This is a genomic window from Yersinia sp. 2540 StPb PI (assembly GCF_052217165.1).
Taxonomy (GTDB): domain Bacteria; phylum Pseudomonadota; class Gammaproteobacteria; order Enterobacterales; family Enterobacteriaceae; genus Yersinia; species Yersinia enterocolitica_E.
On the sequence record NZ_JAZGQC010000001.1, the window covers coordinates 1,019,870 to 1,038,430 of the forward strand.

Here is an 18,561-nt window from a genome sequence, read left to right on the forward strand (position 1 = left end):
CGCTATCTTTCAGGCTGCTGGTGTGTTGGCGATAGTCATGACTCTTGGGGACGTTCATCGGGATCTATGCGCTTGTCGCCTGGCTGCATCTTGAAATCTGTTGGGTATATGAATGTGGTTATCAATGGTGGATGGCGTTAACCATCCAGAAAACAACCTAATTCGGGAGAGACGACGTGACAATATCAAAGAAGGTAACGGGCAGGACAAAAGTGGCTATGGATAACGGCGATTAACGGTCACGACGATAACTGCCATCGCTCTGTCGGGTAAACAGCACTTCTGTATTATTGGTGGTTTCAATGGCCAGTGCGGCGACTACACCTTGAGCGTCCAACATAATTTTGATTTCTTGCCCAGCTTTCAGATTACTCAATGGCTTATCGCTACCCTCAACCTGTGCCATCGCAAAAACTTCATTGACCGGCAGGTTATTATCACGGAATAACTGTGCCAGTGTTTTCCCTGATTGAATTTGATAACTTTGCCAATTTCCCTGCGTCAAAGTCGGTGGTTCGGGTTCGGGAGACGCCACCGTTGGAGGTGGCGGAGCATCAAGATTGCCCTGTAATTGGGCTTGTAGTGGCGCGCTGCTGGACGGCGCGCTCACTGGGAAGGAAAGGTTGGTGTTATCCCGCGCTGCGGGCCACAGCAGTGCCAGCAGCAATACAGCGGTGGCGACAATAACCCAGCGGCGATGGAACAGAGGCAAAGGTTCCATCCATTCGAAACTGTCCGGCAAATGCCAGATTTTCAGCAGCAGACCTTTGATCCCCTTTTCTGCTGTGGCGGTTGCCACGGATTCAGGGGGCACATTAACGTTTGCAGCAACGCTATCTTCGGTAGTAACAACGTTCTCCGCAGAGGCTGTGTGCTCAGGCGCACTGATTTCAGACATCAGGTTTTGCTCATCGGCAGCTTTAGAATCCGGCATGATCTTCTGCCTAATCGTCAGCCAGGTGTGCAGCAGTGGTTGATAAACCCGATTATTCTTCCTTCTCCTGGGCGCGATTCTGCCCATGGTAACCTCTCTTCAACAACGTAAAACAACATAAAATTAAATATGGGCGGTAACCCCATAGGCTTCTAAGTATATACCTTTATCCCCGTTACCTTCCAAACTACGGTTTGTTGGGTGCTTTTAATTACCCGAATCACGGGCTTGAGCCATTCAACGGGGTCCACGCGCGGGGTGTCATTGTTTCTTTTTCTTCGACAAAAGTCATCATTCACGACGCAAGATTTTACCGCGCTCCCCTGCTGCTGTTATGCTGGCAACTTCAATATGATGAGTGACTAAAGGAAAATCCATGACGACCCCTTCTTTTGATAGCGTTGAAGCGCAAGCGAGCTACGGAATTGGTTTACAAATCGGGCAGCAATTGCAAGAGTCCGGGCTGGAAGGTTTATTGCCAGAAGCACTGTTGGCAGGTTTGCGTGACGCGATGGAAGGGAATGCACCGACCGTCCCGGTTGATGTAATACATCGCGCACTACAAGAAGTGCACGAAAAGGCTGATAAAGTGCGAGTTGATCGCCAGCAAGCTCTGGTAGAAGAAGGCAAAACCTTCTTAGAAGAAAATGCCAAGCGTGATGATGTGACCACCACTGAGTCTGGCTTACAGTTCTCCGTGTTACAGGCAGGTGATGGCCCGATCCCATCCCGCCAGGACCGTGTTCGTGTGCACTATACGGGCCGTCTGGTTGACGGTACGGTATTTGATAGCTCAGTTGAACGTGGTCAGCCAGCAGAATTCCCGGTCAGTGGTGTTATTCCAGGCTGGATTGAAGCCTTATCCATGATGCCAGTAGGTTCTAAGTGGAAGTTGTACATCCCGCACGGCCTGGCTTATGGCGAGCGTGGCGCGGGTGCGACTATTCCACCTTTCAGCGCATTGATGTTTGAAGTGGAACTGCTGGAAATTCTGTAATTTCTGCATGCGGTGAAACCAGAAAGGGCGGCGTGATGTCGCCCTTTTGCATTTATTGATGCCGGCCATGACCAATAGCGAGATTATTCGCCTTTTAGCGCGCGCGGAAACAGCAAATTGTTTTCCAGATGAATATGTTCCATTAGATCAGTTATGAATTCATTGATACCGGTGTAGAGTGCCCGCCAGGTATTGCAGGCCCCTTCTGGTGGGGTGACATTTTGTGTTAACTGTTTTACCACTTCTAGCTGCTGCCCAACAGCATCGTGTTCCGCTTCCATCACAAATATTGGCCCACCAGCCTGAGACCCCATACCACGAGTTATCATTGGGAACAGAATTTGTTCCTCTTTGTACATATGCTGGGTTAGCTCTTCTAAAATTGCAGTAAGTTCAACCGCCAGTCCACGCGGACAGGCTGGTTTCTCGCCGTGTACCCGTTCAACTTTTTCCGCCATCAGAATTAATTCCGGTAACTGCTCACGATGGCGGTTATGGTAGCGGCTGATAATAAAATCGATGATATTAGCCAGTGGCTGCTGTTGCCAATCTTCAGATGACTGAGGTTCGGATTGCAAGGCACTCAGTTGTGCTTCCAGCTCATCGATATCAAGATTCAGCTTATTGGCTGCACGTAGCAGTGTCTGTTTACCACCACAGCAGAAATCGAGCTGGTGGTGACGGAATAATTTTGTGGCTCGTGGAATAGCGATAGCCAGGGCACCGAGAGACTGATTGCGGTAATCCATAATGACACCTCATTGGGTAATTAAATATTTATAACATGCATAATAAATGCATGTTATAGATTGCGATATAACCACAAAGAGGTACTTGTGAAAAATAACAGCGCGTTGAAGCGCTGTTATCCGAGATTATTTGTTCTGTAAGTCGATTTGATAAACGGCAAAGCCAATTTCATCAGTACCTTGTACTTTCATCGGGTACTGCGCTTTTTGCTTGATAAATTCAGCGGCTTTAGCACTTGGCGACGTTTCAAAGCGGATATCCAGTGGCTGCTTGCTGTCGATCGTTGCCAGACGCCAGTTATTATCAGCCTGTGGGGTAACTTGCCCGTGTTTCTTGGTTTCAGCACTGATATAAGCCGACAGTACCGCCCGGTTTTCATCAGGAGAAGCAAATGCAATATGGCTGTCACCCGTACCGGCAAATTTACCGCTATAAGCCCGATAGTTGTTGGTCGCAATCAGGAATGTGGCTTTCGGATCGATAGGTCTGCCATTAAATGTCAGGTTTTTAATCCGTTCAGCTTTATCGTTGATCAGTGCGCATTCACCGTCATAGCGCGCAGGTTGGCTGATATCGATTTCATATTTCACACCATCGATAACATCAAAATTATAAGTGCGGAAACCATCCCAGTTAATCAACGATTGTGGCTTGCTGCTGGTCACATCAATTTGATTGAATTGCGCGGCAGAGCACTCTAACCATTGCTTAACTTCCGCCCCACTGGCTTTCACCACCACCAGTGTGTTCGGGTACAGATAGAGATCGGCGGCATTACGGAAGGTCAGCTCACCTTTTTCCACTTCAACAAAACTGGCGGGATCATTTTTACGCCCGCCGGCTTTGAAGGGGGCGGCGGCAGAGAGCACCGGCAGATTGGCTAAATCGGGGTCGCCTTGAATAAAGTGTTCGGTATAGGCGCGTTGAGCATTGTTCACAATCTGCACTGTCGGATCGTCTTGGATGAGTGCCAGATAGCTGTACATATTGTCCGATGCTTTGCCGATCGGCTGACTGACGAAGTCACGAGTACCCTGATGGTCTGCTGCTAGCACTTTTACCAGATTGGCATCTTCGGTTGCCAGCGATTTTTGTGCTGCTTTATCATAGATTGGGCGTGCTTCAGCTTTGGCTTCAGTAACTTGCCATGGGCCTTTATCATTATTCAGGACGAAATCGACCACCCCCAGATGATCACCCCACTGGCCCGGCATCACTGCTGCAATACCATTTAAAGTGCCTTGAGCGATATCAGCACCTTTGATGGCGGCAAAATCTTTACTGGGGAAAACGGCATGGGCGTGGCCGAACATGATGGCATCGATCCCCGCAACCTGGCTGAGATAATAAACTGAGTTTTCCGCCATGGTTTTATAAGGATCACTGGAAAGCCCGGAGTGCGGGATAGCCACCACCAAATCAGCACCTTGCTTGCGCATCTCAGGCACCCATTTCTTGGCCGTTTCAGTGATGTCGTTAACGGTCACTTTCCCGCTCAGATTCGCTTTATCCCATATCATCACTTGTGGCGGGACAAAACCAATGTAACCAATGCGCAAGTTATGGGTTTTACCTTCACGATCTTGCACTGGCGTGTCGACAATCAGATAAGGCTGGAACAGCGGCTTACCGGTTTTCACATCAATCACGTTGGCATTCACATAGGGGAATTTTGCGCCAGCTAGCGATTTTTTCAGATAATCCAGACCGTAGTTAAACTCATGGTTACCGATATTCCCTACCGCATAATCCAGCGTATTCATAGCTTTGTAGACTGGGTGAATTTCTCCGGTTTTCAATCCCTTGGCTGCCATATAGTTACCAAGCGGGCTACCTTGGATCAGGTCACCGTTATCCACCAGTACGCTGTTGGTCGCTTGTTGGCGGGCAGCACTGATCAGGCTTGCAGTGCGCACCAGACCAAACTTTTCGGTAGGTTTATCTTTGTAGTAATCAAAATCCATCATATTGCTGTGCAGGTCGGTGGTTTCCAATACCCGCAAATCAACGGTAGCAGCAGTTGCTACAGACATTGAGGTCGCGACAGCAATCAGGCTGGCAAGAAGAGATAACGTCAGCGGACGCGTGATCATGGCTTTCTCCATTAAAATCTATTCGACATGTATCGCAAAAGAATATGTAACTTTAATTAATTGCTACAACAAAATGTGAAGTTTGGCAGAAAATGCCCCAGGATAACGCGCAGAAGTTCACAGTTGTGGCAGGTTAATCCCACTGATTTTATTGGAAGTTACCGACATTGATGGCTATTTGGTAGGAATCTTATTAGTCTGCAACTCTGATGATTGAGGGCATATCCCCGTTATCTTGTCACTTGCAGGTCTGCCGGTGGCACTTGTTGCCTTCATCTGGAAATCTACTGGGCTTAGATAATTAATTTTTACGTTTGCGTTCTAAACTGTATATATGGCGAACGAGTAGCGCGAGCCACTATATTGGTCTAAACAATCACTATTGGTCTAAATAATCACTATTGGTCTAAACAATCACTATCGATTTAAACAGCCATTATCAGTATCCGGCATGACTCATAATACCAAGGGGTGGATGATGTTAGAGCAAATTTGCCAGTTGGCCCGCGAGGCAGGCGTGGCGATTATGGCGGTCTATCAGGGGGATAAACCCCTTGATGTGGCCCATAAGAAAGATGATTCGCCAGTGACAGCGGCTGATCTTGCCGCTCACCAGATTATCAAAGCCGGATTGGCGGCACTGACTCCCGATATCCCGCTGTTATCTGAAGAAGATCCGCCGGTTTGGGCGGTACGTCAACACTGGCAGCGCTACTGGCTGGTTGATCCTCTGGACGGTACTAAAGAGTTTCTGCATCGGAATGGCGAGTTTACCGTTAATATCGCGTTGATTGACCAAGGAGTACCGGTGCTTGGCGTGGTATATACCCCGGTGACTGAAGTGATGTACAGCGCTGAAAACGGCCAGGCGTGGAAAGAGGAATGTGGCAGGCGCATGCAGATTCAGGTGCGTGCTGCGCTACCGCCGTTAGTGGTAGTCAGTCGCTCCCACAGTGATGCTGAACTGGAAGATTATTTGTCGCAATTAGGTGAACACCAGACTGTATCAGTCGGTTCGTCACTCAAGTTTTGTCTGGTGGCGGAAGGGAAGGCGCAACTGTACCCGCGCTTTGGGCCTACAAATGTATGGGATACTGCCGCCGGGCATGCAGTAGCCATTGCTGCCGGAGCACTGGTTCACGATTGGCAGGGTAAACCACTCTCTTATACCCCACGTGAATCTTTCCTGAACCCCGGCTTTAGAGTGTCTTTATTCTAACCACATAGCCAAAGGGGGTGGCGTTGCAGGGAGGTGGCACGCAAACGAATCATATAATTCGGGTGCGTGCCCGCAGCGAATCCCCAGTAGCTTCAAACCTTAAGAGGAGATTACTGTTTCACCAGTTGGTGCAATTGATCGATCACCTGCTGTACTTCCTGCGGTGTCAATGCGCCATCTTTGGCAAATTTCACCTTCCCTTGTGGGTCCAATACCACAATCGCCGAGCCTTTTTCCGCTAGACCCCAGGCCTTTTTGACATTCCCGTCGCTATCGACCACAAATTGTGACCAGGGAAAGTCGCGTTTATTGCTTTCAATGCTGTTACGCACAAACACTGCCGTGCCGATGATGGCGTCATCAGTATTGACGATTGTCGTCGTTTGGTAATGTTCGTGTGGCAGATTAGCGTGCTTAATGGCTTCCACTAACGGGGCATTCAGCTCTTTTGCCGAGGTGCGGCCAGCAATATGTTGGATGACCCGCACTTTGCCGGGCAGTTGCGAGCTATTCCAGTTTTTGTAGCTAAACTGATCAGTAGCTTTATCATAATTTAATTCGCCTTTATCGCTGACACCCACCGGCGGTACCCGCTGGTTGATTTGTAGGGTGTGAGCGCAGGCCATTAGTGGTGTGAGTAGTAGTGACAGTATCAGCAGGCTATTTTTTATCATGGCATGTCCTTGTGGGATCTTATGGGTAATGTCGGGTACTAAGTCCTGCATGCAGGTCTACCCGTAGTCTTTCAAATTGCAGCGGTGTTGGCAGATTATGTTTGCCGCTTGCCAGCATCTTGAAACCTATTGGGCATCAGTTTTCCAATAATAGGTGCAGATCAGAGGTCTGTCCTGTTTCGCTACAGTATTTATTTCTGACACTTACTAGATGGTTATTCTGTAATTAAGTCTCATTTTATCTATATGGCCCTGTAATTTTGTGTAAATCCAGCAGCAATGACTGGTTTTGGCGGAACTAAAGCCCATACTCTAGGTCTATTACTCTGCAATTATATTACGTTACCTGTGATCTTGGTCGCTAAGGCACCAGAGGGAGCGTATTGATGTCATGGGAGGAAAGTAAAAAAATGAGGATCTTCCAACGTTACAATCCGGCTAAAGTGGCGATGTATGTCAAAACGCTTTTCCGAGGGAGGTTATATATCAAAGATATGGGGGCTTTTGAGTTTGACAAAGGTAAGATTTTAATCCCGAAAGTTAGGGATAAACGCCACTTTGAGGTGATGTCTGAGGTTAATCGGCAGGTGATGCGTTTGCAGGCTGAAATGTAAAAAACTCACCCCGAACAAATTTAATTGCGGCCCCTATTTTGGGGCCGCTAATGTTTTAAATAATGACTGATTTAAACTTTCACTAGGCATCACTGCTTTCGTGTGGGGCTTTTGGCAGGATTGGGGCTGGTAGGTCACTGAGTTTAGTCACCAGTAGCTGATCGATTTTGTAGCTATCGATATCGACTACTTCAAACTTGTAGCCGGCATATTTGACGAAATCAGTGCGTTTGGGAATTTTGCGCAGCATATACATCATAAAGCCGCCGATGGTTTCATAATTGCCAGACTGCGGGAACTCATCGATATGCAGCACTCGCATTACATCTTCAATCGGGGTGCCGCCCTCAATCAGCCATGAACTTTCATCACGAGCAACAATTTGCTCTTCCTGCCCCTGACCGACCAAATCCCCCATCAGCGTGGTCATCACGTCATTCAGGGTAATGATACCAACCACCAGGGCGTATTCGTTGAGGATAACGGCAAAGTCTTCACCGGCGGTTTTAAAGCTCTCCAGTGCCTCGGAGAGTGTCAATGTGTCTGGCACAATCAGGGCTGAGCGAATTTGCACGCCACTGCTCAGTACCAGACTCTGGTTACCTAATACCCGGTTCAGCAAGTCTTTAGAGTCGACATAACCCACAACTTGATCGATATGACCATCACATACCAAGAATTTAGAGTGTGGATGGGTCGAAATCTTCTCTTTTATGCTGTCTTCGCTTTCCCGCAGATCAAAATAAATCACACTTTCACGTGACGTCATCGACGAAGGAACAGTACGTGACTCCAGTTCAAAGACGTTTTCGATCAATTCATGCTCTTGCTTACGTAACACCCCGGCTAATGCACCTGCTTCCACGACGGCATAGATATCATCTGATGTGATGTCATCATTGCGTACCATTGGTAGCTTGAATAGTCGGAAGATTAGATTCGCCATCCCATTGAAGAACCAAACTAGTGGGCGACAAATCATCAGACAGAAGCGCATCGGGTTGACGATCCGAACGGCAACCGCTTCAGGTGAAATCATACCGATGCGTTTCGGGGTTAAGTCGGCAAAAAGAATAAATAAACTGGTGACCAGAACAAACGAGCAAATGAAACTCACCTGGTCGGCAAGCTCTGGTGACATGAAGCGCTCAAACACCAATTTAAAGGAGGGAGAAAACGCAGCATCACCGACGATACCCCCCAGAATGGCGACGGCATTCAAGCCAATCTGGACCACGGTGAAGAAAATCCCCGGAGTCTCTTGTAATTTAAGTACCCGCAAGGCGTTGATATCGCCTTCATCCGCCAGAAGTTTTAGTTTAATTTTGCGCGAAGCTGCCAGTGAAATCTCTGATAATGAGAAGAAGGCACTCACCGCAATTAAAAAAAGAATCAGTAAAATACTGTTTAACATAATCTGTCCGTGTCGTACCGACAATCGCGCCGGCGATCGTAAGGAAGGCCATACATTTGTTTGAATTAAAAAATACTGTTTAAATTTAAGATAACGGCAGAAAGCCGCCATCGGGCCGAGTGAACAGCCCGAATAGTATAACCCGTCTTACTTTAAGTTGCAGCGGAGTTAGCTAGGTTCATTACTCCGGCCATGCTTGAAATCCCTCTGTGGGCTAGCATAAATGCTGTTCAAACCGCATTCCAAGCGATTTGTCATTCCCTTGCTGCCAACCTGCAACTCTACGCAATTTGGGGATAATCGCAGCGATAAGCGCGTGGGCAACCTTACAAATCAGGCGGCATACACACGCCAATACCACCAAGGTTACAATATCCATGTGGATTTTTGTGCAAATATTGCTGGTGGTCATCCTCGGCATAGTAAAACGGCAGTGCAACCGCCACTTCACTGGTAATCAACCGGCGATCACCAGCTTGCTCCATGGCTTGCTGGAACAAGGCTTTGCTCTCGTTAGCTTGCACTTGCTGCTCAGGTGTCAAAACGTAAATGGCTGAACGATATTGTGTTCCGACATCTCCGCCTTGACGCATTCCTTGGGCGGGATCGTGATTTTCCCAGAAAATCTGCAATAGTTGCTTATAGCTGATGATGGCCGGATCAAAGACAACACGAACCACTTCTGCATGGGCTGTGCGGCCACTACAAACTTCATGATAGGTTGGGTTTGGCGTGTAGCCACCGCAATAACCTGCGGCAGTACTGTAGACGCCAGGCAGTTGCCAGAACAGGCGCTCAACACCCCAGAAGCAGCCCATGGCGAAGATAGCGATCTCCATTCCGTCAGGGATATGTGTCATGGAATGCCCATTCACCACATGGAGAGTTGCGACTGGCATTGGTGTGATTCGCCCGGGTAAGGCATTCGCCGCATCAATGACGGCAGTTTTGTCAAAATTTTGCACCAAAATAGGCTCCAATATTTACAGTGAATTTGAAGTTTACAGTAAATTAATAACAAGATGTTTACAGTGAATAGGTATAGACAGTTGTATCTGATTGCGAGTTTGCACACAATAAGAGCCATTCTGCGTTAATGTATCGGCTTAAGGTGGAGTTTTAGGGATAACAGGCTTAAATCGGTCTTTAAGTGCGGAATGATTGCGTAAGTGATAAAAAGTCCGTCAGATCGTTTTTACAGGAAAATATACCCAATAGGTTTCAAGATGCGGTAAAGCGGCAAGGGAGAGCACCCTGATGAGCTTATAGGGTAAGTGATTCGGATGACAAATCTGCTGGGAGCAGATTTAAATGCTGCTTGCAGAGGTCAGGTCGAGTAATGAGAGTTGCCAATACACCTGCAATTTGGAAGATGGCAGGTATAAAATTAATTAGGAGTACGCGTGCCACGATACCCTATTTTGTGTTTTTTGTGCGTATTGCTCGCCACACCTCTTGCCTACGCTGCCAATGTGCGGTTGCAGGTCGAAGGTCTTAGCGGGGATTTAGAGAGAAACGTCAGGGCGCGTTTATCAACAATTGGTACGGATGAAGTGACGTCCGATGGCCGTTTCCGCTCAAGGGTGGATGACGCCATTCGTCAGGGGCTACGCGCGTTAGGTTATTACGACCCCACCATCACCTTTGATTTGCAGCCGCGCCCGGCACCTGCACGTTCCGTTTTAATTGCCAAAGTGATTCCTGGTGAACCGGTTTTGATTGCTGGTGTTGATATTGTGCTGCAAGGTGGGGCGAAAACTGATCCTGATTATCTATCACTGGTACGCCGCGATACCCCTAAAATTGGCTCAGTCCTCAATCATGGTGATTTTGATAATTTCAAAAGTTCACTGACGGGCTTAGCGTTACGCCGTGGTTATTTTGACGCCAATATGATCAAAAGCCAGTTGGGCGTTGCTGCTGAGTTGCGCAAAGCTTTTTGGGATATTGATTTTGACAGTGGCGAGCGCTACCGGTTTGGTAAAGTTGCCTTCCAAGGCTCGCAAATCCGTGAAGATTTTCTGCAAAATTTGGTGCCCTTTCATGAAGGTGAGTTTTATACCTCTGATGAACTGGCCGAATTGAACCGCCGTCTGGCTGCGACTAACTGGTTTAACTCGGTGGTGGTTTCACCGGATTTTCGCGACGCGAGAAAAACCAAAGTCCTGCCACTGGATGCGGTCGTCACTCCACGTACTGAAAATACGGTTGAATTGGGGGGCGGTTATGCGACCGATGTCGGTCCACGTCTGACGGCCAGTTGGCGTAAGCCGTGGATGAACTCCTACGGGCATAGTCTAACCACCAGTACTACACTTTCCGCGCCCGAACAGACGCTGGATTTCAGCTATCGAATCCCACTGTTAAAAAACCCGCTGGAACAGTATTACCTGCTACAGGGTGGGTTCAAACGCACCGATCTGAATGATACAAAATCTGACACCACCACCCTGAACGTTGCCCGTTTCTGGGATCTGTCCAGTGGTTGGAAACGTTCAGTTAACCTGCGTTGGAGTTTGGATCACTTTACTCAAGGTAGTGTCACCGATACCACCATGTTGCTGTATCCGGGGGTGAACATCAGCCGTACCCGTCAGCGCGGCGGCGCTATGCCGGTGTGGGGGGATAGTCAGAATTATTCTATTGATGTGTCTGATACCACATGGGGGTCAGATGTCGATTTCGCCATATTCCAGGCGCAAAACGTGTGGATTCGTACTTTGGGTGAGAAGAACCGTTTTGTCGTTCGGGGTAACTTAGGCTGGATTGAAACCAATGATTTCGACCGGGTACCGCCGTCACTGCGCTTCTTCGCCGGTGGGGATCGCAGTATTCGTGGCTATAAATTCCGTGATATTTCCCCACGCGATAGCGAAGGTAAATTAACCGGTGCCTCTAAACTGGCAACCGGTACGCTTGAGTATCAATATAACGTTACCGGAAGATGGTGGGGGGCTGTATTCGTCGATTCGGGTGAAGCGGTTAACGATATTCGCAAGAGCGATTTCAAAACTGGCGCCGGGGTTGGGGTCCGTTGGGCTTCTCCGGTCGGTCCGATCAAGCTAGACATCGCCAAACCTATTGGTGACAACGAAGCACGTGGCGTGCAATTTTATATCGGTTTGGGGCCTGAACTATGATGTTGGTAAAGGGAGGGAGGTGGATAAAGAGACTCAGTATCGCATTTCTGCTCATTATCCTGCTGCTGGTCGGGGCTTTGGCGGGTTTGTTAGGCACCACCAGTGGTCTACATTTTGTGATAAACAGCGCCGCACGTTGGGTTCCCGGGCTGGATATCGCCAGTGTCAGTGGGGGGTGGCGTGACCTCACCTTAAAAGGCATTCAATATCAAATGCCGGGTGTCACTGTTAAAGCAGGGCAGTTCCATCTTTCATTACAGCTCTCTTGTCTAAAACGCAGTGAGTTGTGCATTAATGCCCTGACGGCACAAGATATTGATGTGGTGGTGGATACCAACGCCATGCCGCCTGCGGCCCCTGCTCCTGCCAGTAGTGAACCGATGGGGGAACTTAGTACTCCGTACCCCATTACATTGCGTATGCTGTCGCTGAATAATGTCAAAGTCACTATTGATGACACCGCGATTTCACTGGATGAATTCCGCACTGGAGCACATTGGCAACAGCGCGCACTGGCACTAATGCCGACCAAAATCAGTGGGTTATTGATAGCTTTACCAAAAACGGTGCCAGCGATGGTGCCGGATGCGGCTAAACCTGCGGTTGAAACGGCTATCGCGGTAAAAGAAGCGGTTGAGCAACAGGCAGCCGCGCCATCAGAGCAGGAAGCTCCGCTAGGTGAAACGTTAAAAGCGCTGTTTGCTAAACCGTTACTGCCAGAATTGCCGGACTTCCGCTTGCCGCTGGATTTACAGATTAAAGAGATCTCAGGGCAACAACTCCGGCTTACAGGTGATACCGACGTACTTATCAGTAGTCTTTTGCTGCAAGCCAGCACGCAACAAAACCAAATAACACTGGATAAGCTGGAGATTAAATCGCCACAGGGTGGGCTGTCAGCACAGGGTGACGCCACGCTGGCCGATAAGTGGCCAGTGAGTATGGTCATCAATAGTGCGCTGAACATTGAGCCGTTGAAAGGCGAAAAAGTAAAATTAACTGTCGGTGGTGCGCTGCGCGAAAAACTCAACGTGGCACTCAATCTGTCAGGCCCGGTGAGCGCGCAACTGGATGCAGAAACTGCGCTGGCACAGGCTGGTTTGCCACTGGCGTTAACTCTACAAAGCAAGCAACTGCGTTGGCCGTTGAGTGGCGAACCGCAATATCAAATTGATAATCTTCGAATGCGCCTCAATGGGCAGGCGACAGATTACGCACTCTCGATCCGTTCTGATTTTAAAGGCACTGACCTGCCACCGGCAGTGTTCACTCTTGACGGTAAAGGGAGTGTTGAGCAATTCAATCTGACCCGTTTACGTCTGGCGGCATTGCAAGGTAACACTGACCTGACTGGCGTAGTGGATTGGAGTAAAGCAATCAGTTGGAACTCGGTATTAACCTTATCGGGTATTAACACTGCGAAGCAGTGGCCGGAGTGGCCAGCAAAACTGGATGGTAGAATTGTCACCCGTGGCAGTATCCACGGTGGTAGTTGGCAATTACAAGTACCGGAGCTGGTACTGGACGGGAATGTGAAACAAAACCGTGTGACGGCCCGTGGCTCCCTGACAGGGAATGCGGCAGGCCAGTGGCATATTCCGGGCATTAATCTGGCATTGGGCCGTAATAGGCTAGATGTGAGAGGTAACCTTAGTGACACCTGGCAGCTCGATGCCACTGTGGATGCGCCACAACTTGATGGTGCGTTACCGGGATTGGGAGGCGTGATGAAAGGGGCGCTGAAATTGCGCGGCAACCTTACAGCACCACAACTGTTAGTGGACCTCACCGCCAGCCGCCTGCAATGGCAGGAACTGACCATTAACCGGGTTAAGATTGATGGCGACGTTCGCTCCACGGATCAGATTCAGGGTCAATTGGCCGTTAGGGTTGAGCAACTCAAGCAAGCGGAGTTGGTTGTAAGTTTATTGACGCTAGATGCCCGGGGTAGCGAAAAACAGCATCAGGTGCGCCTGAATATACAAGGGGAACCCGTTTCCGGTCAGTTGGCGCTGGATGGGAGCTTCGATCGCCAACAACAACGTTGGCGCGGTTCGCTTAATAACACGCGTTTCGATACGCCGGTAGGTGAATGGCGTTTAAGCCGTGCGATGGCATTGGATTACCAAAATAGCCAACAGCGGGTCACCATCGGACCCCACTGTTGGCTTAACCCAAATGCAGAACTTTGTGTTCCTCGGGCCATTGAAGCTGGCCCTAGTGGGCAGGCGAGTGTGGTGCTTAATCGCTTTGATTTAGCGATGATAAAACCATTCCTTGGGCCGGATACCACCATGAGTGGCGTGTTCACTGGCCGGGCCGATGTCAGTTGGACGGCCGGTGGTAACCTGCCAGATGTACGGGTATCGCTCAGTGGCAATGGGGTTAAAGTGCAGCAAATGGTGCAAGGGAACCCGCTACCGATTGCTTTTGAAACGCTGAATCTCAATGGTGGCCTAACCAATGGGCAAGTGCGGGCTGATTGGTTGATTAAACTGGTGAATAACGGCCAGTTCTCCGGGCAGGTACAGGTTGCTGATCCACAAGGGCGGCGCAATTTGTCCGGTAATATTGCTATCAGTAATATTTCTTTGGCAATGATTAACCCGATACTGAGTGATGGTGAAAAAGCCGCTGGTACATTAAACGCCAATCTGCGTTTAGGGGGGAATGCGAAGAGCCCGCTAGTCTTTGGTCGTTTGGCGCTGGATAATGTCGATGTTGATGGTAGCTGGATGCCATTTGATATTACCGAAGGGCGTCTGGTGATGAACTTCGACGGTATGACCTCAACGTTGGAGGGGTTAATTCGGACTTCTCAAGGGCAGCTCAATCTCTCCGGTGATGCCGATTGGCGTGATATCAATGCCTGGCGTGCCCGAATCGCCGCAAAAGGCAATAAGTTACGGGTCACGGTTCCACCGATGGTGCGGATTGATGTTTCACCGGACATTGTTTTTGAAGCGACACCGCAGTTATTCACCCTCAATGGTTCGGTCGATATTCCATGGGCGCGGATAACGGTGCAGGAAGTGCCGGAAAATGCGGTGGGTGTCTCATCAGATGAGGTGATGCTCAATAACGATCTGAAACCTATCTCCCCACGGACGGCCAGTATTCCAATCAACAGTAATCTGGTGATTCGGGTAGGTAATGATGTGCGTCTGAATGCATTTGGTTTGAAAGCCCGTTTGCAAGGTAATTTGAAAATGATCCAGGATCAGCGCGGGTTGGGCTTGAACGGGCAAATTAATATTCCGTCGGGTAGCTTCCGTGCTTATGGTCAGGATTTAATCGTCAATAAAGGGATATTGCTGTTCTCCGGCCCGCCGGATCAGCCGCTACTCAATATTGAAGCGATACGAAATCCAGATGCTACGGCAGACGGTGTTACTGCTGGTGTGCGGGTTACCGGGATGGCTGATGCTCCACGGCTAGAAGTATTCTCGGATCCGGCTATGTCACAGCAGGAGGCGTTATCATACCTGTTGCGTGGTCAGGGGTTGAGTAATTCGGGGGCCGACAGTGGCATGATGACCTCAATGCTTATTGGCATGGGGGTTGCGCAGAGCGGTAAACTTGTGGGTAAAATCGGCGAGGCATTTGGTGTCAGTAACCTGGCACTGGATACGCAGGGAGTCGGTGATAGCTCACAAGTCGTGGTAAGTGGTTATGTCACTAAAGATCTGCAAGTAAAATACGGTGTGGGTATATTTGACTCGCTGGCGACGTTAACATTACGTTATCGATTGATGCCAAGGTTGTATCTGGAAGCGGTGTCTGGTATTGATCAGGCATTAGATGTGCTTTATCAGTTTGAGTTCTAACCATGCGAATTATTGTCTACGGTAGTTTACGGCGCAAGCAAGGTAATAGTCATTGGATGACGGACGCCCAGTGGTTGGGTGAACATGACCTTGCAGGCTTTGATATGTACAACTTAGGTCATTATCCGGCGGTTATCCCCGGAGACGGCACTGTGCATTGTGAGGTTTATCGGATTAACTCATCTATTATGAATGAGTTAGATGAACTTAAAAGTAATACTAAGGATTACCGGCGCGAGCTGATTCAGACGCCTTATGGTAGCGCGTGGATATACCTTTATCGCTTACCGCTCGAAGGTGTGCCACGTATCTACAGTGGCGATTGGCTAAAACGCCATGAAGAGAGCGACAAGCCGTAAAATTAAGCTGTTATTAGCAAAAAAAAACACCGCTCACAAGGCGGTGTTTTTACTTTTCGCGCTTAAAGCATCCTCAAGAGGCGCTTTTTGGCATGCGAAACGGGAAATTACTTCTTCGCACGTTCGAAAGAGGCCAGGATCTCGGCTTTAGCTGCGGCGGCGTCTTCCCAACCATCCACTTTCACCCACTTGCCTGTTTCCAAGTCTTTGTAATGTTCAAAGAAATGTTTGATCTGCGCTTTCAGCAGTTCTGGCAGATCATTTACATCTTTAACGTGGTCGTATTCTTTGGTCAGTTTGCTGTGTGGAACCGCAACCAGCTTGGCATCTTCGCCCGCTTCGTCAGTCATTTTTAACACGCCAACCGGACGGCAACGAATCACGGAACCTGGTTGCAACGGATACGGTGTTGGCACTAGCACATCAACCGGGTCGCCATCTAATGACAGGGTGTTGTTGATATAACCGTAGTTACATGGATAGAACATGGCAGTAGACATGAAGCGGTCTACAAACAGCGAGCCAGTCTCTTTATCGATCTCATATTTGATCGGATCCGCATTCGCAGGGATTTCGATCACTACGTAGATATCTTCTGGCAGGTCTTTACCTGCGGGTACTTGGTTCAAGCTCATGTCGGTTTCCTTTTATCAAACCAGAAATGGAGTGCTGGCTATTATAGCCAACTCTTTTGTGAATTCCCGCCCTTTTCACTGTCAGATAGCGGTGAGATTGCCTGAGTGAGGGCCATTTCAGTGAGATAAAATCCCGTCATTCGCTAAATGTATCTATTTTGAGCTGTTTTTCCGGTGAGAGTTCAAGCTGACATCTGTATAGCCGATAACTTAATCAAACAATAAGACCGTCCGCTGTAATGCTAACGCTTTGTAATCTTAACCATTTGCACATAACCGGAAAAAAACCGATGTTAAAAAAGATTACCATTAAGAATGGGCTTATTGCCCAGCTAAGCTTTATGTCGTTGATTTTATTAGTTGTCAGTGTTATCGGGATTAATTCAATTCAGGAAAGTTCGCGCTCGTTGCAAATCATAAATCAAATCCAGGGGGAGGAACTGGGATCTCTATCTAATAGCTTTAATGCCACGTTAAGCGCCAGAACTGAAGCAGCTCTGGCGATCCATCAGTTAGAAATTGGTCTGATTGAGGAATCGTTACAAACGGCAAAACAGGCTGAAGGTTCACTGGCATTATCGCAAAAAGAGATGGCACGTTTTGTCAGTGCGGTATCTGACCGGGGAGACGGGCAGGGATTGGCGATAAATATCCAGAAAAGTTATAAAAATTATATTGATAAGGGCGTAATACCCATGCTGACCGCGATCAAGGCGGGGTATGCTGACGAGTATTACGCTGTATTGGAAAAGAGTATTACCGACATTAGTAAAGCCTTTAACAATGATGTCACTGCCTTTCGCAGCTATGCACTGGATGCTGGTCAATTGCAAATCGCCAATGCAAATAATGCCGCCAAAATTAAACTGACGATCATTGTAGCTGCTGGGGTGATCACGTTGATCTCTGCGGTACTGGCATGGTTTGCGCTCAAATACATTATTTTGCAGCCGTTGGTGCAATCAATTCATCAGTTGGAATATATAGCTGCTGGTGATTTAACTCACAGTATCAATAGTGAGGGCAACACTGAATTGGCCCGATTGGCAAAGGCGTTACAGACGATGCAGCAATCGCTGGTGGCGTCAGTGAGTAATGTACGGGATGTGGGTGGGCAGATTGGTATTGGCTCGCGGGAATTAGCTGCCGGTAACAGTCATTTGGCTGAACGTACAGAGGAGTCGGCGTCTTCTTTGGAACAGACTGCGGCCAGCATGGAGCAGTTGACCTCAACCGTAAAAATGAATGCTGAAAACTCGGATCAGGCTAATCGTTTGGCGATGAGTGTATCGGATATTGCCAATAAGGGCAGTGAGGCCGTGAGTCATGTGGTTGATAAGATGCAGGCAATTACCACCAGTTCGCGCCGTATCTCCGATATTATTGCCGTAATTGATGGTATTGCGTTTCAGACTAATATTCTGGCACTTAACGCTGCGGTTGAGGCCGCCAGAGCCGGTGAACAGGGGCGTGGTTTTGCTGTGGTCGCGGGTGAGGTACGTAATCTGGCACAACGCAGTGCGCAGTCGGCGAAAGAGATCAAAGATCTGATTGTTGAGTCGCAAAGTCGGGTGAAGGAGGGCGCAGACATGGCCGAATCGGCAGGGAAAACCATGCATGAGATCGCTGATGAAGTTAGCCGGGTAACGGCATTGATGCGTGAGATCTCAGCCGCAAGTTATGAACAAAGTAGCGGTATTGAGCAAGTGAATGTAGCTATTGCGCAAATGGATCAGGTTGCCCAGCAGAACGCCGCATTGGTTGAACAGGCCGCCGCGGCGACGCGATCATTAGAAGAGCAAGCCAATGCATTGTCAGCCAGTATGGCAGTGTTTAAATTGCACAATCATGAGTTGGCGGTTGGAGCATAAAAAAGCAGCGGCTTAGGGGCCGCTGCTCTCTTTT

At 48.7% G+C, this 18,561-nt stretch carries 14 protein-coding genes; 7 read left to right on the top strand and 7 right to left on the bottom strand.

The genetic code is table 11. The features are described 5' to 3' along the window. Window positions 1-232: 232 nt before the first annotated feature. The gene (locus tag V1956_RS04595; RefSeq protein ID WP_372557830.1) at window positions 233-1,021 is read right to left on the bottom strand and encodes a LysM-like peptidoglycan-binding domain-containing protein; all 789 of its coding nucleotides are present in this window, start codon (window positions 1,019-1,021) and stop codon (window positions 233-235) included. Between the two features lie 289 nt (window positions 1,022-1,310). Here V1956_RS04595 and V1956_RS04600 point away from each other — a divergent pair, with 289 nt between their 5' ends. Continuing rightward, on the top strand, window positions 1,311-1,931 hold the full coding sequence (locus V1956_RS04600; protein ID WP_372557831.1) for a peptidylprolyl isomerase: 621 nt from the start codon (window positions 1,311-1,313) through the stop codon (window positions 1,929-1,931). An 83-nt stretch (window positions 1,932-2,014) separates the two neighbouring features. Here the strand turns inward: V1956_RS04600 and ytfE are convergent, their stop codons facing one another. After that, complete coding sequence (ytfE, locus tag V1956_RS04605) at window positions 2,015-2,680, bottom strand: iron-sulfur cluster repair protein YtfE (RefSeq protein WP_420070713.1); 666 nt, start codon at window positions 2,678-2,680, stop codon at window positions 2,015-2,017. Window positions 2,681-2,806: 126 nt separating this feature from the next. Continuing rightward, a complete protein-coding gene (locus V1956_RS04610) occupies window positions 2,807-4,786 on the bottom strand; it encodes a bifunctional 2',3'-cyclic-nucleotide 2'-phosphodiesterase/3'-nucleotidase (RefSeq protein WP_442824847.1) in 1,980 nt (659 codons plus the stop codon). A 466-nt stretch (window positions 4,787-5,252) separates the two neighbouring features. Between V1956_RS04610 and cysQ the strand changes: the two genes are divergently transcribed. Then, on the top strand, window positions 5,253-5,993 hold the full coding sequence (cysQ, locus tag V1956_RS04615; RefSeq protein WP_193784743.1) for a 3'(2'),5'-bisphosphate nucleotidase CysQ: 741 nt from the start codon (window positions 5,253-5,255) through the stop codon (window positions 5,991-5,993). Window positions 5,994-6,103: 110 nt separating this feature from the next. Here cysQ and V1956_RS04620 read toward each other — a convergent pair whose 3' ends face one another. Continuing rightward, window positions 6,104-6,667, bottom strand: coding sequence for a YtfJ family protein (locus V1956_RS04620; protein ID WP_442825781.1), 564 nt, complete (start codon window positions 6,665-6,667; stop codon window positions 6,104-6,106). A 410-nt stretch (window positions 6,668-7,077) separates the two neighbouring features. On the opposite strand from V1956_RS04620, the gene V1956_RS04625 reads away from it, so the two are divergent. Further along, window positions 7,078-7,281 (top strand): DUF1107 domain-containing protein, encoded by a 204-nt coding sequence (locus V1956_RS04625; protein WP_372559806.1) that lies wholly within the window; start codon window positions 7,078-7,080, stop codon window positions 7,279-7,281. Between the two features lie 82 nt (window positions 7,282-7,363). Here the strand turns inward: V1956_RS04625 and V1956_RS04630 are convergent, their stop codons facing one another. Continuing rightward, window positions 7,364-8,695, bottom strand: coding sequence for a hemolysin family protein (locus V1956_RS04630; RefSeq protein ID WP_083160941.1), 1,332 nt, complete (start codon window positions 8,693-8,695; stop codon window positions 7,364-7,366). A gap of 326 nt (window positions 8,696-9,021) precedes the next feature. Continuing rightward, the gene (gene msrA / locus V1956_RS04635; protein WP_372557834.1) at window positions 9,022-9,660 is read right to left on the bottom strand and encodes a peptide-methionine (S)-S-oxide reductase MsrA; all 639 of its coding nucleotides are present in this window, start codon (window positions 9,658-9,660) and stop codon (window positions 9,022-9,024) included. Window positions 9,661-10,098: 438 nt separating this feature from the next. Here msrA and tamA point away from each other — a divergent pair, with 438 nt between their 5' ends. Genes tamA through V1956_RS04650 form a run of 3 tightly spaced genes read left to right on the top strand, consistent with a single transcriptional unit; the run spans window position 10,099 to window position 16,021 of the window. Further along, window positions 10,099-11,835, top strand: coding sequence for an autotransporter assembly complex protein TamA (gene tamA / locus V1956_RS04640; protein ID WP_102970484.1), 1,737 nt, complete (start codon window positions 10,099-10,101; stop codon window positions 11,833-11,835). Continuing rightward, window positions 11,835-15,662 (top strand): autotransporter assembly complex protein TamB, encoded by a 3,828-nt coding sequence (gene tamB, locus V1956_RS04645; protein WP_420074211.1) that lies wholly within the window; start codon window positions 11,835-11,837, stop codon window positions 15,660-15,662. Before tamA ends, tamB begins: the two co-directional genes overlap by 1 nt. Window positions 15,663-15,664: 2 nt before the next feature. After that, the gene (locus V1956_RS04650; RefSeq protein WP_372557835.1) at window positions 15,665-16,021 is read left to right on the top strand and encodes a gamma-glutamylcyclotransferase family protein; all 357 of its coding nucleotides are present in this window, start codon (window positions 15,665-15,667) and stop codon (window positions 16,019-16,021) included. A gap of 107 nt (window positions 16,022-16,128) precedes the next feature. On the opposite strand, the gene ppa is transcribed toward V1956_RS04650, so the two are convergent. Continuing rightward, the gene (gene ppa, locus V1956_RS04655) at window positions 16,129-16,656 is read right to left on the bottom strand and encodes an inorganic diphosphatase (protein WP_083160937.1); all 528 of its coding nucleotides are present in this window, start codon (window positions 16,654-16,656) and stop codon (window positions 16,129-16,131) included. A 290-nt stretch (window positions 16,657-16,946) separates the two neighbouring features. On the opposite strand from ppa, the gene V1956_RS04660 reads away from it, so the two are divergent. Beyond that, window positions 16,947-18,527: a methyl-accepting chemotaxis protein gene (locus tag V1956_RS04660; RefSeq protein WP_420070715.1), complete on the top strand. Its 1,581-nt coding sequence runs from the start codon at window positions 16,947-16,949 to the stop codon at window positions 18,525-18,527. The last annotated feature ends 34 nt before the right edge of the window (window positions 18,528-18,561 follow it).

Bases quoted from the DNA above. Each gene is read 5' to 3' on its own strand.
- V1956_RS04660 (WP_420070715.1), top strand. From the start codon at position 16,947: ATGTTAAAAAAGATTACCATTAAGAATGGGCTTATTGCCCAGCTAAGC.
- V1956_RS04630 (WP_083160941.1), bottom strand. From the start codon at position 8,695: ATGTTAAACAGTATTTTACTGATTCTTTTTTTAATTGCGGTGAGTGCC.
- ytfE (WP_420070713.1), bottom strand. From the start codon at position 2,680: ATGGATTACCGCAATCAGTCTCTCGGTGCCCTGGCTATCGCTATTCCA.
- cysQ (WP_193784743.1), top strand. From the start codon at position 5,253: ATGTTAGAGCAAATTTGCCAGTTGGCCCGCGAGGCAGGCGTGGCGATT.
- V1956_RS04620 (WP_442825781.1), bottom strand. From the start codon at position 6,667: ATGATAAAAAATAGCCTGCTGATACTGTCACTACTACTCACACCACTA.
- V1956_RS04650 (WP_372557835.1), top strand. From the start codon at position 15,665: ATGCGAATTATTGTCTACGGTAGTTTACGGCGCAAGCAAGGTAATAGT.
- tamB (WP_420074211.1), top strand. From the start codon at position 11,835: ATGTTGGTAAAGGGAGGGAGGTGGATAAAGAGACTCAGTATCGCATTT.
- V1956_RS04625 (WP_372559806.1), top strand. From the start codon at position 7,078: ATGAGGATCTTCCAACGTTACAATCCGGCTAAAGTGGCGATGTATGTC.
- V1956_RS04595 (WP_372557830.1), bottom strand. From the start codon at position 1,021: ATGGGCAGAATCGCGCCCAGGAGAAGGAAGAATAATCGGGTTTATCAA.
- V1956_RS04600 (WP_372557831.1), top strand. From the start codon at position 1,311: ATGACGACCCCTTCTTTTGATAGCGTTGAAGCGCAAGCGAGCTACGGA.
- V1956_RS04610 (WP_442824847.1), bottom strand. From the start codon at position 4,786: ATGGAGAAAGCCATGATCACGCGTCCGCTGACGTTATCTCTTCTTGCC.
- ppa (WP_083160937.1), bottom strand. From the start codon at position 16,656: ATGAGCTTGAACCAAGTACCCGCAGGTAAAGACCTGCCAGAAGATATC.